This is a genomic window from Sphingobacterium lumbrici (assembly GCF_006476045.1).
Taxonomy (GTDB): Bacteria; Bacteroidota; Bacteroidia; order Sphingobacteriales; family Sphingobacteriaceae; genus Sphingobacterium; species Sphingobacterium lumbrici.
Genome location: NZ_SRZY01000032.1, coordinates 1 through 16,478, shown reverse-complemented (window position 1 = coordinate 16,478; position 16,478 = coordinate 1). Strand labels below are relative to the sequence as shown.

Below are 16,478 nucleotides of genomic sequence, written 5' to 3'. Positions count from 1 at the left end.
TTATCAAACGATAGGTGTCGCTATGAGATAGTCGTACTGATCGTTGTGGCTACTATCTTCTCACCAAAGAATATTCTTGCTTTCTCGGCAAAGTCTGCTGCATCATCAGTCGTGTAAAAGGTTAAATTCCCTTCCTTGCTACACGCTTGTTCGACTTCAGGATGGCGCATGAGATAATTGGAAAGGCTGTTTGCTACAAGCTCGCCTTGGGCGAGTACGGTGACTCCTTCCGGTACGTATTGCTCGATAACAGGAAGCAGTAATGGGTAATGTGTACACGCGAGCACTAATGTGTCAATACCTGCCGATTGTGATAGTATTTCGCGAATATCCTTCTCCACGAAATATGCCGCACCCTCACTTTGAATTTCATTGTTTTCTACCAAAGGAACCCAGAAAGGACAGGCGTGTTGGTACACCGCGATGTCAGGGAAAAACTTTTGAATTTCGATTTTATAGGATTCCGATAATACGGTGCCGGGTGTCGCAAGGATTCCTATTTTGTTGGTTTTTGTATATTGATCGATCCGTTCGGCAGTAGGTCTGATTACACCCAAGATCTTCTTTCCCGGAGGGAGATCTTTCTGTTGTATCGTGCGTAATGCTTTTGCTGAAGCCGTATTGCAGGCCAATATCACTAAATTACATCCCAGATCGAATAGTTTGAAAACGCACTCTTTTGTAAACTCATATACCGTTTCGAATGATCGGGTACCATACGGCACACGAGCGTTATCTCCCAAATATATATAGTCGTATTGTGGAAGTTGTTTATGTATTTCTTTGAATACAGTCAAACCACCATAACCAGAATCAAAAATACCTATCGGACCGCTTGTGTTCATAACAAAAAAAGTGATTTGAGGAGTAAACCCCAAATCACTTTCATGATTATAGAGATTATTCCGTAAGCAAAGATGGTTTTTCTTTATAAGTTTTCCATAATAATTCTCCAAATAATGTATTGGCCCATGCGAACCAGTGACGTGTGAAATTTTTAGGGTTATCTTTGTGGAAAGACTCATGCATAAATCCTGTATCACCGTGGGTTTTTGCAAGGGTTTGAATACAGGCGCGGATTTCGTTGTCATCTACAGCGGTAAAGGCACGCATTGTAATAGCCATAGGCCAGATCATATCACGGCCGATATGTGGGCCGCCTATCCCTTCAGCCGCTGTGCCCTTAAAGAAAAACGGATTTTTTTCGGAGAGGATGAACTTACGTGTACGTTGATATACTTCGTCGTTAACATCAACAGCTCCTAAGTAAGGCAAAGCAAGTAGTGAAGGTACATTTGCATCGTCCATCATCAGGTAACTGCCGAAGCCATCAACTTCGAAGGCATACACGCGACCATGATCCGGATGGTTTATAATACCATATTTATTCACCGCGACTTCAACTTCATGTGCGAGTGCAAGCATCTTATCAGCTAATCCACTGCTATCTTTTATACTTTTTAATATTTCCGCAGACTGTTTCAAGCTACTGATGGCAAATAAATTAGATGGTATTAAGAACGGGAAAATGCTGCAGTCGTCTGAAGGTCTAAAACTTGAACAGATTAAACCCACAGGATTCACCGGATAGCCATAGCCATCTACCTGGAGCGTATCGCTGCCACGTGCGGTAGTACGTTCAAATTTATAAGGTCCGAGGTTATCCTTGCGTTGTTGCTCAACAAAGGTTTTATACGTGTTTTGCTGCGCACGTAGCCATTCCGCATCGAAAGGGGTCGTATCACCGGTTTCTTTCCAGTACGCGTATGCTAGTCGAACCGGATAACATAACGAATCGATTTCCCATTTACGTTCGTGAATTCCGGGTTTCATATCTGTATGATCCGTAAACCATTCTCCTTTTTTAGCTGGATCGTTGTAAAACGCATTGGCGTACGGATCAATATTGATACATTGAGATTGTTTGTTAATTAATCCAAGAATAAGATTTTGCAGATTTTTGTCTTTTTTCATGAACTGCAGATAGGGCCATACCTGGGCACTGCTATCGCGTAACCACATGGCATCGATATCTCCGGTGATAACATAGGTTAATTTTTTTGATGCGGTAGATTCATCGTAAATTGTGGTATCTAACGTATTGGGAAAGCAATTGTTAAATAGCCAGCCAAGCTCCTTATTGGGAACCTTTTTTTGAAATTCAAGGATCACATTTTCAATAACCTGGCTTGTAAAATGTCTTTTATCTTTTGCCACTCTAACTGTAGGATAATTTAATTCGGCGAAAGATAGCTTACTTGCCAGCATACCTGCGCCCAATAATCCGGAGTTTTGAATAAAAGTTCTACGTTTCATATATGTATTATTTGATTTTTAATGGCTATATGCCTGCCTACCGCAGGCAGGGAATATCCCCATGTATTGGTCTCGCCGAATAGTACATTGGATATTTTATTATTTTAATCTGTCGTAATGTTTATCAGATATAATCTAGTACAAGGTGCATTTTATTTTTGATAAAAAAAAGAAGAAAAACGTTTTAGCATATAGTACGTTCATTTATTCCATTAATAATATAAATTGAATTACTTTTGTGGATACTTTAGGTATAGAATTTGATCTTCACAATAACTTTTAATTGTATTACTTTATGAATCCAAGCTTACGTTCCTTATCCTGTAGCCTGTTTTTAATGGTATTATGCAGTGTTTCCAATTTGATTGCTCAAGTAAAAAATCAACCTTACTCGTATCAGCACAGTCAAAAATATAATGAAATTTTGTATAGTCCAAATACACGGCTTCATACCGCTTCTAAGCCGTTTCTTTTTCGAAGCGAATTGTTAGTGAAGTACGATTCATTAACGGGTACACATTCGACTTCTTCGGATAATTGGTTTATGCGTAAGCTCTTTAATGAACATTTAGTAGACGTGAATAAAGAGGATCACACATTTTATTTGGACTTTTTGCCAGATTTTCAGATTGGTTCCGAACGGATAGACAGTGAGAAAAGAACAACCTGGCTGAATACAAGAGGATTACAGGCGGGATTAACGATTAAAGATAAATTCACGTTCTATGCTAGTTTCTTTGAGAATCAGGGTGTATTTCCAAATTACCTAGATGAATACATAGTTGTAAACAAGATCGTTCCGGGGCAGGGTACAGTAGAAAACTTATCTAATCATAAAAAGGACTGGATGTATGCAACGGCAAGCTTGACTTATGATTTTAGCGACTACTTTCAATTAACCTTAGCCTATGACAAAAATCATATCGGAGATGGTTATCGATCGATGTTATTATCCGATTTTTCTTCAAATTATACGCATTTAAAATTTACAGGTAACATTGGTAATGTACAGTACACTTCTATTTGGGCATACATGCTAGATCCCAGAAACCCAAGAAGGGATTCGTTGGATTCCGGTGGTCGGTTCGGCGATGGAATCAAATGGGGGGCGTTTCAATATTTGGATTATAATGTCAATAATCGTTTATCTGTTGGATTATTTCAATCCGTTATATGGTCGAATGCCAATCAGGCAGGCCATAGAGGTTTTGATTTTAATTATATAAACCCCGGTATTCTATTAAGACCTGTCGAATCGACGAATTCAACCTCTCCGGATAAAATGTTTATGGGTTTAAACGCGAAGTATAAGGTGCTCAAAAATGCAACTGTCTATGGACAATTCTTATTGGGTGAATTTACTGCCAAAGAATTTTTTGGTGGAAATGGATACGCGCACAATAAATGGGGAGCACAATTGGGCGTAAGGGGCTATGATGCTTTCGGAATAAGAAACTTGAATTTTTTAGCTGAATATAATGTCACCCGGCCTTATACGTATCAACATTTTGTGTCCATATCGAACTATAGTAATCACGGTGAACCGTTGGCGCATCCACGGGGGGCAAATTTTCATGAAGCGCTCGGTATAGCGAATTATTCATGGAATAGATTTGATTTTTCACTGCAAGGTGTTTACAGTCGCTTTGGAACAGATCCGGCCGATGGAACCAACATGGGAGGAGACATTTTTCAGTCCTACAGAACGATACCTAATATGCACGGTAATGCTATCGGACAAGGGGTGGAAAATAATTTGTATTATGCAGATGCAAAGGCGGCATATATATTGAATCCTAAGTATAACCTTCGTCTTGAGGTAGGATACACGCAAAGATTTAGATCTATCGAAGACCAGGCGACACAGAAATCAGGTGTCATATCGGTAGGACTTCGTTCGAGTTTCCGTAATTTCTATGGTGATATGTAAGTAGATAATGGGTATATTTACACACACGTCCTAAATATAATTATTGATGAACAAAATACTTATTCTTAACGGTCCAAATTTGAATCTTTTAGGTGTTCGGGAGAAAGGAATTTATGGAAACCAGTCGTTTGAAGAATATTTCGAGACGCTGAAATCACAGTACACACAGATTGATTTGACGTATTTTCAACACAATGGCGAAGGGGCAATCATAGATAAATTACACGAAGTTGGCTTTGACTATGATGGGATCGTATTAAATGCCGGGGCGTATACGCACACGTCAATTGCGATAGCTGATGCTATTGCTGCGATCAATACGCCAGTCGTTGAGGTCCATATTTCCAATGTGCATCAGCGTGAAGAATTTAGACATCATTCCTATCTTTCAAAAAATTGCAAAGGTGTGATTTTAGGTTTTGGTCTGGACAGTTACCGGTTAGCGGTCGAAAGTTTCTTGTAAACAAACAAAAAAAGTTGGTATCTCCGATATTTGTCCAAGACAAACAACGGAGATACCAACGTGTATATTAAGATTTTTTTGAAATTTCTTTCGGTTTCCTGAATACGAGGTACAGTCCCACTAAAATGAATGGTATACTTAATACCTGCCCCATGTTGAAGGTCATGTCATTTTCAAACACTTCTTGATTTTCTTTGAAAAATTCGACGAAAAATCGAATGGTAAATAACGCTATCAAAAATATACCAAATAGTAAACCACGTTTCGAGCGTTGATTCTTTTGGTACATGACCCAAAGTACAACAAATAACAGGATATAGCCCAATGCTTCGTAAAGCTGAGCCGGATGTCTTGGAATGTTATCTTCCTGCGCAAATATGACAGCCCAGGGGAGGCTCGGATCCGCTGGTTTCCCTAAGATTTCAGAGTTAAAAAAATTCCCGATACGTATAAAAGCGCCTGCAACAGGAACGACTAAGACGAGCTTGTCAGCAATCCATAAGAAATCTGTTTTAGTTTTACGGGTGTACATATAGAGTGCAATCAAGATCCCGATCGCACCTCCATGAGAGGCGAGCCCCATAAAGCCTGTGAATTCCCAATTGCCATTGACTTTTTGAAAAGGCAATATCATGAGGAGCGGGTTTTGAATGTAATGGTTGAACTCATAAAATAAGCAATGACCAATACGTGCACCAATCAATGTACCTAAGAAGATGTAAATTGTTAATTTATCAAGATCCTCCTGAGATTTGTTTTCGCGCTTGAATACCTTGAGCATCAATATATAAGAGGCGACAAAAGCCAACAGCCAGCACAGGGAATAGTACCTTAATCCGAATGATCCAATTTTGAATATTTCTTGATCAATATTCCAATGAATTACATTAAAAATAAAATCCATAAATAAAATTTTGAGCTGTAAATATAAGCTTATAATTTTATTTTAAAGACCCAACTACAGTAACTTCAGATTATATTTTTGGATTAGCTGAATAATTTTTAATTTGTGACCAAACAATAGATTACGATGGTAAAGAAGAGTAATAAAGAAGAAAGTGCCCACCAAAGGGTGGTTACAACGGAATCATTAGCATTTTTTGAAAAGTATATTAATAACCCGTCTCCTACAGGATTTGAATGGGAAGGTCAGCGGTTGTGGCTTGACTATTTAAAACCTTATGTAGATAAGACGTATATCGATAATTACGGAACAGCAGTCGGTATTATCAATCCGGATGCTAAATATAAAGTGGTCATTGAAGCCCATGCGGATGAAATTTCCTGGTTTGTGAACTATATTACAAAAGAAGGATTGATCTATGTGATACGGAACGGCGGTTCTGACCATCAGATTGCCCCATCCAAACGTGTCAATATCCATACAGACAATGGGATGGTAAAGGCTGTTTTTGGATGGCCGGCGATTCACACCCGTTCGGGAGAGAAAGAAGAAGTGCCGTCACTGAAAAATATCTTTTTAGACTGCGGATGTACTTCACAGGAGGAAGTAGAGGCATTGGGTATTCACGTGGGTACGGTTGTGACTTATGAAGATGAGTTTATGGTCTTGAACGACCGGTATTATGTAGGCCGGGCTTTAGATAATCGTGCCGGAGGGTTTATGATTGCTGAAGTAGCCCGTCTGCTGAAAGAAAATAAGAAGAAGCTTCCCTTTGGTTTGTATGTCGTTAATTCCGTGCAAGAAGAAATCGGGCTTCGCGGAGCTGAGATGATAGCTGATTATATTAAACCGAATGTCGCTATTGTGACAGATGTGACCCATGATACACAAACTCCAATGATCAACAAGATTACACAGGGTGATCTTGCTTGTGGAAAAGGTCCCGTAGTTTCTTATGCACCGGCGGTACAAATCAATCTCAACAGGTTGCTTATTTCGGTTGCTCAACAGCATAATATTCCATTCCAACGTCAAGCTTCATCACGTTTTACAGGGACTGATACCGATGCGTTTGCGTATTCGAATGGTGGTGTTCCGTCAGCATTGATTTCTTTGCCACTACGGTATATGCATACGACTGTAGAGATGATTCACAAGGAAGATGTTGACAATGTGATCCGTTTAATTTATGAAACGGTGCTGACTATACAAAAAGATCAGGATTTCCGTACCTTTAGTAATTAATATTTATTGATAAAATGATGAACGACAACAATCAAAATAATCCGGATAACAACGAGATCAGCATAGAATTAAGTGAAGAAACTGCCGAAGGTATTTATTCGAATTTAGCTATTATAACGCATTCCAATACCGAATTTGTAGTAGATTTTATTCGTATTATGCCGGGTGTACCGAAAGCAAAGGTGAAGTCTAGAATTATCCTTACTCCAGAGCATGCAAAGCGTTTATTAGGAGCCTTGCAAGACAATGTTAATCGCTTCGAAAGTCAAAATGGAGCCATCGATTCCAGAGATGTTCCTTTTCCATTGAATTTTGGCGGACCAAAAGGAGAGGCCTAGATTTTAGCAATAGAAATGGTCTTACACGTTGTAAGGCCATTTCTATTTGGGAATGAAGTTATTAAAGAGCGCTATCCCCAGCACTACTCAACAAATTATCGGACAATCAAGTGTGTTGTTCGTAGATTCGATAAGTACAAAGCGACTTAACTTTTACGCGAAGGTACTATGTCTTCTTGTCGTGTTAATTGATATTGGTGTCACAATTAGCTATTGTCCGCTTTTTTAGCCCCTTTTTTAAAAAAGTTAGCAAAGAATTTCATAGAAAATGTTAAATTAACAGCAGTGACGATGGATTAGGTGTCAGATCGTTATAAACCAAGCTATGAAAAATAAAATACAACTTATTCTCGTATTAGCAATGTTTGTTATTCAGCATACACTGTATGCGGCTATGCAGCAAGTACCCCCTATTCCTTCTTCTGATAGGGGAGTTGATATATTTGAGCGATTCGCATTGCAGGAAAATGTACATGTTCCCGGTCTTGAGTCAAACAGGGCACCGGAGCTCCCTATATTGGTGTTGCCAATGGACAGTGTTTTAGGTAAAGGCTTTACGCCTTTGCGTAAAATAACCACGCAGAAACAACTCGATACAGAACTGAAAAGGATGCGTAAGAAGTATGAACCTTTCATGGCTGATCGAAGCCCTAGTCTGCCATTGACCCGTCATCGTGTCTATCTGGATACATTTGAATGGCGGTTGGTGTCATCTGAAATGGAGCCCGTCAATATTGAGCAGGATTGGCAGGAAGTGACAATCCCCCATTACACAGGGCCAATTAATAAAGCAGAAGCCAGCTATCGTAAGAAATTAATGATAGCAGAAAGCCAGCTGAAAGCGGATAAACTGTTTTTGCATTTTAATGCTGCGGATTATAGTGTAGAAGTTTTTATAAACCAAAAAAAGGTAGGCAAGCATACCGGTCTTTTTGGCGCTTTCGAGTTTGATGTCAAGCCATGGGTTCATATTGGGGAAAATCTCCTGGAGGTTCGAATATTTAATGACGTTGTCATGATGGGCGATAATTTCTTCTTAGGTCCGGACCGCAAGTTTGGACAGAAGATTGCTGCTTGTGGAGGGCCGGGTTGGGATGAACCTGGATTGGCCAAAGGATGGCACATGAGCGCCCCCGGCTTTGGTATTTGGCAACAGTGTTATTTGGAAACACGAAGCGATGTTTTTATAAATTCTCTCTTTGTGAATCCGCTACTTGAAGAAAATATGGCTGAGGTATGGGTTGAGTTACCTGAAAATCTCCATGACATTGAACTTTCCTATTCACTCTACGGTCAGAATTTCAAGCGGACCATTACGGAAAATAATATTTACGATCTCCTTGATGCGGTGCCGGCTCCGGCTTCTCCAGGGTTTAATCTTTATAAAATTCACGTCGCTATTCCAGATGAACAGCTTAAGTTGTGGTCACCAGACGAGCCCTGGCTTTATCAGGTACAAGTTGAGGTAAAGCATAAAGGGAAGCTTTTAGACGCTGCCAAACGTCAATTCGGGATGAGATCATTTGTACAATCGGAGGAGAGCATCCCTAAAGGCCGATTCTATCTGAATGGGAAGGAAATCAAGCTCCGTGGGGCGAATATGATGGGAAATCTCATGCAAAGTGTCATCCGTAGAGATTATAATCAGCTACGGGATGATATCTTGTTAGCAAAGATTGCCAATATGAATTTTTGGCGCATGACCCAACAGCCTTGTCAAGAAGAGGTGTACGACTATTTTGACCGAATAGGAATGATGGCTCAAACAGACTTCCCTACGTTTAACGGAATACGTAAAGATGTTGTTGAGACTGCAAAAACACAGTTTGTAGAAATGATGAAGTTAGTCCGGGGGCACCCCTCAAATATTATTATTTCCTATCTCAACGAACCAGACTTTACAAAGCCGATGATGCTGGATCGAGAGGGGCATCGGATGCTTTTTACAAGTTTTGATACGGTAGCCGAAATTCTTAATCCCGGGCAAGTAACAAAGTGGGTTGATGGAGATTATGTGAACTTAAGCCCCCGATATTCCGATCACCATAATTATAATGTTTGGTATGGCTCAGGTATAAAAAGTGAATATTTTGGAAATTGGATAGATACCCGTGCGGGATGGATGCATGCCTGTGGTGAATTTGGTGCAGAGGGGCTTGATCATGTATCGACTATGAAAAAATATTACCCTGAAGAATGGTTAGCTACTGGTTCTGATGGAGTCTGGTCTCCTGAAGCGATACCAAGATGTCAAACACCTACCATTGGAATGAAATGGCAAAACTTAACAGATAAAGGAATAGAAGACTGGGTTTATAGTAGTCAGCATCATCAAATGTGGGCAACCCGTTTGTTTACGGAATCATTGCGTCGGGATAATAAGATGAATTCCTTTGCTATTCACCTGCTTATTGATGCGTGGCCAGCCAGTTGGTTGAAATCAATTGTGAGCTATGACCGTGTAGCTAAGCCAGCTTACTTTGCTTATCGAGATGCGTTAACGCCTTTGGCAGTGAATCTGCGTCCAGCTGCTTTTTATGGCTTTTCTGGAGAAATGAATGAGATTGGGGTCTGGATTTGTAATGATATTCCTGAAAAGATTCAGGATGCTACATTAAGGTATCAAGTGGAGTTTGAAGGGAAAATAATTCAAACAGGAAATACGAAAGTATCGATATTGGCAAGTAATTCAGAATTCAAAGGTTGGGTTCAGGTTGTACTTCCGGAGGTTGCTCAACGTAACAAGATTACCGTCAGAGTTGCACTTTTTTCAGATGAAGGGAAGGCTTTTCATGAAGGTACGGTAGAACTTGACGTATTTCCGGGCGCTGATAAAGGGAAAGCATTGGATTTTCCAGGTGGACAAGCCCAGCGACTGATCGCAAATTAATCAACAAAAATCTATGGATATCAACGTACGAGTGCTGACAAAAAAGGATTATTCCGATTTAAAAAAATCAATGACGGAGGCTTATCAGGGTTCCGGTGAAATTTGGACCCGGGAAAATATAGTGGATTTGATTGATTTATTCCCGGAAGGGCAGTTATGTGTGGAGGTAGACGGAAGGGTAGTAGCCTGTGCCTTGTCGATTATCCTGAATTCTAAAAAATCAAACATCTTTGACAGTTATTACGAAATAATTGATGACGGGAAGTTTTTTAAACATGATAATGAGGGAGATACACTTTACGGAATAGAAGTTTTCGTACACCCCGAATACCGTTCGATTCGCCTTGGGCGCCGTCTTTACGATTCAAGAAAGGAATTATGTGAGCAGATGAATCTGAAAAGTATCGTTGCAGGCGGACGGATTCCCAATTATCATAATTATTCGGACGACATCAGCCCGCGTGTATATATTGACCGGGTTAAGCGAAAAGAAATTTACGATCCCACGTTGACGTTCCAATTATCAAACGACTTTCATGTAAAAAAGATATTAAAGCACTATTTGCCTGAAGATAAAGAGTCGATGGAATTCGCCACGTTGTTGGAATGGAATAATATTTATTACGAACCAGACGTGAAATCTCCGTCGGCGACGAAGCAAGCGATCCGGCTAGGATTGGTACAATGGCAGATGCGGTTGTTCAAAGATATTGAAGAGTTCTATGATCAGGTGGAGTTTTTCGTGGATGCCGTTAGTGATTATGGATCCGATTTTGTTGTTTTTCCTGAGTTCTTCAATACACCGTTGATGCGTCCTTACAATGAAATGCCTGAGCGTATGGCGATGGAAAAATTAGCAGAACATACCAAAGAAATTATCCAGAAAATTCAACAGTTTGCTGTCTCCTATAATATCAATATCATTGCAGGTTCTATGCCACTGGTTGAACGAAATAAATTGTACAATGTATCCTATTTGTGCCACCGCAACGGACAGTTAGATTCTTTTAAGAAAGTACACATTACACCGAATGAGTTTAAATACTATGGCATGGTCGGTGGAAACGAAGTAAAAGTTTTTGATACGGATTGTGGTAAGGTAGGCTTACTTATTTGTTATGATGTTGAGTTTCCTGAACTGGGAAGAATCTTAGCCGATCAAGGTATGCAGATCCTTTTCGTTCCGTTTATGACGGATACACAGAATGGGTATATGCGTGTCAGAGCATGTGCACAAGCCCGGGCGATAGAGAATGAGTGTTATGTCGCAATTGCCGGTTCAGTCGGCAACTTGCCGCGGGTCAATAATATGGATATCCAATATTCACAATCGGCCGTTTTTACACCTTCTGATTTTGCTTTTCCAAATAACGCCATAAAAGCAGAAGCTACACCCAATACAGAAATGGTGTTGATTGCTGACGTGGATTTATACGCATTGCGAGATCTGCATGAATATGGCACAGTAAAAATATTGAAAGACAGAAGATCAGATCTGTATTCGGTTAACCTGCTTAAATAGATTTTAGCTATTGTGCAATGTTATTAAACGGAAAAACTTTCTCCACATGCACAGGTCCGGGAAGCATTCGGATTATTAAATTCGAACCCTTTGCCATTTAATCCGTCTGAGTAATCTAATTCGGTTCCTGCTAAATAGAGGTAAGACTTAATATCCAAGCAGATTTTTATCCCTTTATCTTCGAAAAATTGGTCGCCCTTTTTTTCTTCATTATCAAAGTCTAACTTGTATGATAGTCCCGAACATCCGCCACTCTCTACCGCAACACGGACAAAATAGTTTTGATCGTAATTTTCTGCCTCAAGTATATTAAGGATACGCTCTTTTGCTTTATCAGTGATGGTGACCATAAGTACTTCTTTAAAATAGAATATTACAAACTTCGGTAATAATTTTGCTTTTCTCAATAGCTAATCGTTTGTCGATTGTAAAATTATCCAAGATTCCCCGACTTGTACAGTTGCCAGATGGGAGAAGAGTCTCTAATTTTGGTCACAGCATCGATTAATTCCTGCACGACGACATCTACTTCGTTTTTCGTATTGTAACGACTAAAGCTAAACCGCAGACTGCAATAAGCATCTTCATCAGACAAGTGCATAGCTTTGAGCACATGCGATGGATCCCGGCTTCCCGAAACACATGCCGAGCCCGATGATATGGCGATATTAGGCAATTTTGTCATTAATTCCGATCCCTTTACATACTTGAATAAGACATTGCTCGTATTATGGATTCGAGGAAACTGAATCGCATGAATACAGCATTCTTCGATGTGTGCCATCAGGGTTTCTTCAAAATAATCCCGAAGCTCTTTTACGTGTGTTGAGTAGTCTATAACTTCGAGGGCTTTGGCAAGGCCCACGATGCCAGAAACATTATACGTGCCACCTCGGAGACCATTTTCTTGGTTCCCCCCATGGAAAAGGGGTGCGATTTGAATCGGTTTGGATTTTCTCCGGATAAAAAGTGCTCCAACTCCCTTCGGACCGTGTAGTTTGTGTCCGCTAAAACAGATGATGTCGATTGGAATGCACTGTAAATCTAATTTTTCTTTACCGATATACTGTGTAGCGTCACAGAAGAATAAGGTCTCTTTTTCCTGACAGATTTCGGCTATGGCTTCTAGTGGATGTATAACTCCCGTCTCGTTATTCGCAGCCATCAGGCATACTAAGATTGTCTGTCTACTGATATTACTGCGTAAGAGCTGAAGATCTATTTGTCCGTTCTTATCGACAGGGAGATAGGTTACGGTCGCTCCTTTTTTTTCTAAGTATGCACAGGTACTGAGTACAGCTTTGTGTTCAGTCTCGCATGTGATAATATGATTACCTTTTAAATGATACCGCTCAAAGACACCTTTTAATACCATATTAATAGATTCTGTGGAACCACTCGTAAATACGATTTCTTTTGGTTTGGCATTGAGCTGGTTAGCTACTACAGTTTTCGCATATTCCACCGCATGGCTGGCAGCTCTTCCCTTTTTATGCTGAATGCTGGAAGCATTTCCATATTCTTCTTTCAAATAGGGTAGGATAGCCTCAAAAACTTCATCTGCGATGTACGTGGTAGCATTATTGTCCAAATAAATCATAGGATAAAGTTATTGAAATTTTTCCATCTATTTGATAAGGTAGGTTAAGTTCTGATGAGGAGATAAATTTTAATGAAGGATTATTTTAGTCAATTTCTTTATTCGATTTTACTTCCGCTCATTGGCCGCGGAGGCCTAGTCCTTGGAGCCCCCAAGGACCAAGGGGCTTCTTCCATTTAAGGCAGCTTTGTCGCACGGTCCTTTCCGCACAAAGAGAATGCACAGGCTGGGATAAATTCCGAAGCCCTTTTTGTTGGTCTTCGGAAATGATCCAAGGCCTCTCCTCGCGCACATATCCACCTTCATTCTCTTTGTTTCTCCGCCGCTGTAAATGAGAAGAAAAAAAATAATTCTGCTGTTATTTATCAATAATACCGGGATTTCCAGTCGAAACTTAAAAGGTGCGTAACACGTGCAGTGTCCTTACAAATTCGACAAATGTCGCCTGTGAAGTTTTTGGCAATAGCAGTGGGAAGCACTATCCTTACATGCCCGACAAATGTCGCCTTAGCCATTTGCCAATAGCAGGAGGAAGCACTAACCACTGTGGCAAATGGGTACAGCGATGAGTTCCTGCCTGCCGGCAGGCAGGTTGCTACTTTTGCGGTCAAAAGTAGGATGCCCTTCGCCGGCATAGAGGCGAAAATAAATTTGATTAAAACAATCCTTCTTTTTATTATTCCCCAAAACTTTTACACCTGGAGTTGATGCCTCTTTGTTGTGCCTGTGGAACACTCGTTGAGATTCTATTTTAGCCGTGAGCATTCTTTTCCAGGTTAAATCTCAGTTTAAAATAAATTTTCAGTAAAAATACATCAAAGATTAAAAACAGGTAAAACGGTTGTAAATAAAGACTTTACAGCCGTTTTATGATTTTTGGTAATGAGGTAAAAAGCAGTAAAGAGCAACTATTGGCAAAAGTAAGGTTACTAAAACGTTACTTTTAAACATCGCAAATAATAGCTTTAAAAATATGTATTTCAGTGTTTTGCGTAGTTTTTCATATTGTTTCGTGGCTCACATAGGTTTAATTTTATCATTAAAGAATTGTGAGTATGGAAACGACAAAAAAATCAACATTTAAGGTACTTTTCTACCTTAAAAAGAACGCCCCGAAGAAAAACGGAAAAGTTACGGTTATGTGCAGGATTACCGTAAACGGCAAACAATCTGCATTCAGTACCAAGTTGGATATTTCCGCATCGAATTGGGATTTGAAGTATGGCAGGGTTTTGGGTAAAAGCCGAGAAGCCCAAGACGTAAACGGCAAGCTTGACAAGATACGTTTGGGTATTGAGGAATGCTATTCCAAAATCCTAAAGAACGAGGGAGCGGTAAACAGTGCCAAACTTAAAAATGCTTTTCTCGGTATTGAAAGTGGAGAACTGACCTTTTTCAAATTCTATGAACAGTTTATAGCAGACTTTGAAAAAAAGGTAAACAGCGGACTTCGGGTACAAGGTACACACCGTAGGTACAAAACGCTTTTAAAGCACCTGCGGAATTTCGCTCTTACCCAATACGGTTATACCGATGTAATGTTTAACGACCTTACTTCTGATTTTGTACAGGATTTCGACTATTATCTGCGTGACGATTTAACCCTCAATCATAACACTATTTGGAATTATATGATTGGCTTTACTACGCTTTGCCGATTGGCAATGAACCGAAAGCACCTTGCTTTTAATCCGTTCAGCGAGTACAAGAACACCAAAAAGGATAAGGACAGAGGTTATCTGTTGCGGAACGAGTTGGAACAGCTTGTAACATTCAACTGTGAGAAAAAGAAAGACGAGTTGGTTAAAGACCTTTTTGTTTTCAGTTGCTTTACAGGGCTTTCCTATTCGGATATAAAAGGTCTTAAAAACAGGAATCTTCAGGAGTTCTTTGATGGCAATCAATGGATTATCGTCCGCAGGAGAAAGACAGCCACATCTTCCAATGTAATGCTATTGGATATTCCCAAAATGATTATCGAAAAATATGCAGGATTGTCAAAGGACGGCAAGGTTTTTCCTGTTCCGTCTAATAGTTCCTGTAATGATAGATTAAAAATAATATCCCAACAAATCGACTGCTTTAAAGATAAGAAAGTAACCTTTCATTTGGCACGCCATACGTTTGCCACATTGTTTTTGAGTGAGGGCGTTCCGTTGGAAAGTTTGAGCAAAATGTTAGGACATAAGAATATCGCCACCACGCAGATTTACGCCAAGATACTCAACGAGAAAGTTGGTAAGGATATGCAAAAGGTATCGCATAAATTTAAGAGTATGGAGCAGTCTTTTGTTGCTCAACTTTGATAATGACGTCATTACATACATTAATTAGGTGTAATCAGAAGTAGCCTATAGTATAATTTGTATCTTTGTTAAATGTAGATGAATATTTAAGCATGCTTGTAAACCAATCCATTATAACAGATATAAAAGCCATTATAGCCCAGTCGAAAGACAAGGCTATACGTGCCGTTGACCATCAGCGAACGCTGATGTATTGGCATATTGGTAAACGTATCTTTGAAGAAGAACAAGAGGGAAAAGAACGTGCAGATTACGGAACGTTTCTTATCAAATATCTTTCAGAACAACTGCAACCAGAGTTTGGAAGTGGTTTTTCTACAAGACAAATAAACCTTTACAGACAGTTTTACCGCACATTTGAGAATGTGCATACACTGTATGCACAATTGAGTTGGAGCCAATACAAGCTACTTTTAAGTGTTGATAGTCAGGATAAAAGAGAGTTTTATATCGCTGAAACCATAAAGAACAATTGGACGGTAAGGCAGTTGGAACGCCAGATTTACAGTAGTTTGTACGAACGGATTTTGTTGAGCAACGATAAAGAAAGTGTTTTAGCGGTTGCCAAAAATGAAAAATTACCTTCTGATGCAAAAGAAATTATCAAAGACCCTATGTATTTGGAGTTTTTGGGACTGAAAAGAGAAGCATCTTATTACGAAAGAGATTTGGAAAGTGCCATTATCACACACTTACAGGAATTTTTGTTAGAGTTAGGTAATGGGTTTTCTTTTATAGCAAGACAGAAAAGAATACATATTGAGGGCGATGAGTTTTTTGTGGACTTGGTATTTTACAACCGCATTTTGCAATGCTTTGTCATTATTGAAATCAAAACTGTAAATCGTCAGCAAAAAGTGGACACACTATTATAAAAACTTAAGGAGAGTTTTCAAGAAAAACAATTAGATTTAGATATGGAAACTCCAAAGAAAAAGAGTACTGAAAAATTTGTAAAAGACAT

14 protein-coding genes are annotated in these 16,478 nt (G+C 39.5%); 8 read left to right on the top strand and 6 right to left on the bottom strand.

The window, feature by feature from the left end:
- Window positions 1-20: 20 nt before the first annotated feature.
- Together murI and E4F24_RS12830 are read right to left on the bottom strand one after the other, a co-directional pair.
- Window positions 21-845 carry a glutamate racemase gene (murI, locus tag E4F24_RS12835; RefSeq protein WP_140939435.1) on the bottom strand — a complete coding sequence of 275 codons (825 nt, stop codon included), beginning with the start codon at window positions 843-845 and terminating at the stop codon, window positions 21-23.
- A gap of 55 nt (window positions 846-900) precedes the next feature.
- Window positions 901-2,316: a glycoside hydrolase family 125 protein gene (locus E4F24_RS12830; RefSeq protein WP_140939433.1), complete on the bottom strand. Its 1,416-nt coding sequence runs from the start codon at window positions 2,314-2,316 to the stop codon at window positions 901-903.
- Between the two features lie 295 nt (window positions 2,317-2,611).
- Between E4F24_RS12830 and E4F24_RS12825 the strand changes: the two genes are divergently transcribed.
- Window positions 2,612-4,246: a gliding motility protein RemB gene (locus E4F24_RS12825; RefSeq protein ID WP_140939431.1), complete on the top strand. Its 1,635-nt coding sequence runs from the start codon at window positions 2,612-2,614 to the stop codon at window positions 4,244-4,246.
- A 46-nt stretch (window positions 4,247-4,292) separates the two neighbouring features.
- Window positions 4,293-4,709, top strand: a complete 417-nt coding sequence (gene aroQ / locus E4F24_RS12820; protein WP_140939429.1) for a type II 3-dehydroquinate dehydratase — start codon at window positions 4,293-4,295, stop codon at window positions 4,707-4,709.
- A 67-nt stretch (window positions 4,710-4,776) separates the two neighbouring features.
- Here the strand turns inward: aroQ and lgt are convergent, their stop codons facing one another.
- Entirely contained in the window at window positions 4,777-5,613 is an 837-nt protein-coding gene (gene lgt, locus E4F24_RS12815; protein ID WP_140939427.1) for a prolipoprotein diacylglyceryl transferase, read from the bottom strand.
- A 126-nt stretch (window positions 5,614-5,739) separates the two neighbouring features.
- Between lgt and E4F24_RS12810 the strand changes: the two genes are divergently transcribed.
- From E4F24_RS12810 to E4F24_RS12795, 4 genes are all read left to right on the top strand, one after another.
- Entirely contained in the window at window positions 5,740-6,858 is a 1,119-nt protein-coding gene (locus E4F24_RS12810; RefSeq protein WP_140939425.1) for a M42 family metallopeptidase, read from the top strand.
- Window positions 6,859-6,875: 17 nt separating this feature from the next.
- On the top strand, window positions 6,876-7,196 hold the full coding sequence (locus tag E4F24_RS12805; RefSeq protein ID WP_136902346.1) for a DUF3467 domain-containing protein: 321 nt from the start codon (window positions 6,876-6,878) through the stop codon (window positions 7,194-7,196).
- Between the two features lie 325 nt (window positions 7,197-7,521).
- Entirely contained in the window at window positions 7,522-10,086 is a 2,565-nt protein-coding gene (locus E4F24_RS12800; RefSeq protein WP_140939423.1) for a glycoside hydrolase family 2 protein, read from the top strand.
- A 13-nt stretch (window positions 10,087-10,099) separates the two neighbouring features.
- Entirely contained in the window at window positions 10,100-11,608 is a 1,509-nt protein-coding gene (locus tag E4F24_RS12795; RefSeq protein WP_140939421.1) for a carbon-nitrogen hydrolase family protein, read from the top strand.
- A gap of 23 nt (window positions 11,609-11,631) precedes the next feature.
- Here E4F24_RS12795 and E4F24_RS12790 read toward each other — a convergent pair whose 3' ends face one another.
- From E4F24_RS12790 to E4F24_RS12780, 3 genes are all read right to left on the bottom strand, one after another.
- Window positions 11,632-11,958, bottom strand: coding sequence for a HesB/IscA family protein (locus E4F24_RS12790; protein ID WP_140939420.1), 327 nt, complete (start codon window positions 11,956-11,958; stop codon window positions 11,632-11,634).
- An 83-nt stretch (window positions 11,959-12,041) separates the two neighbouring features.
- A complete protein-coding gene (locus tag E4F24_RS12785) occupies window positions 12,042-13,208 on the bottom strand; it encodes a cysteine desulfurase family protein (RefSeq protein WP_140939417.1) in 1,167 nt (388 codons plus the stop codon).
- Window positions 13,209-13,745: 537 nt separating this feature from the next.
- Complete coding sequence (locus E4F24_RS12780; RefSeq protein WP_140939415.1) at window positions 13,746-13,973, bottom strand: hypothetical protein; 228 nt, start codon at window positions 13,971-13,973, stop codon at window positions 13,746-13,748.
- Window positions 13,974-14,263: 290 nt separating this feature from the next.
- Here E4F24_RS12780 and E4F24_RS12775 point away from each other — a divergent pair, with 290 nt between their 5' ends.
- Entirely contained in the window at window positions 14,264-15,514 is a 1,251-nt protein-coding gene (locus E4F24_RS12775; RefSeq protein ID WP_140939413.1) for a site-specific integrase, read from the top strand.
- A 65-nt stretch (window positions 15,515-15,579) separates the two neighbouring features.
- Window positions 15,580-16,389, top strand: a complete 810-nt coding sequence (locus E4F24_RS12770; protein WP_235891226.1) for a PDDEXK nuclease domain-containing protein — start codon at window positions 15,580-15,582, stop codon at window positions 16,387-16,389.
- Window positions 16,390-16,478: the final 89 nt, after the last annotated feature.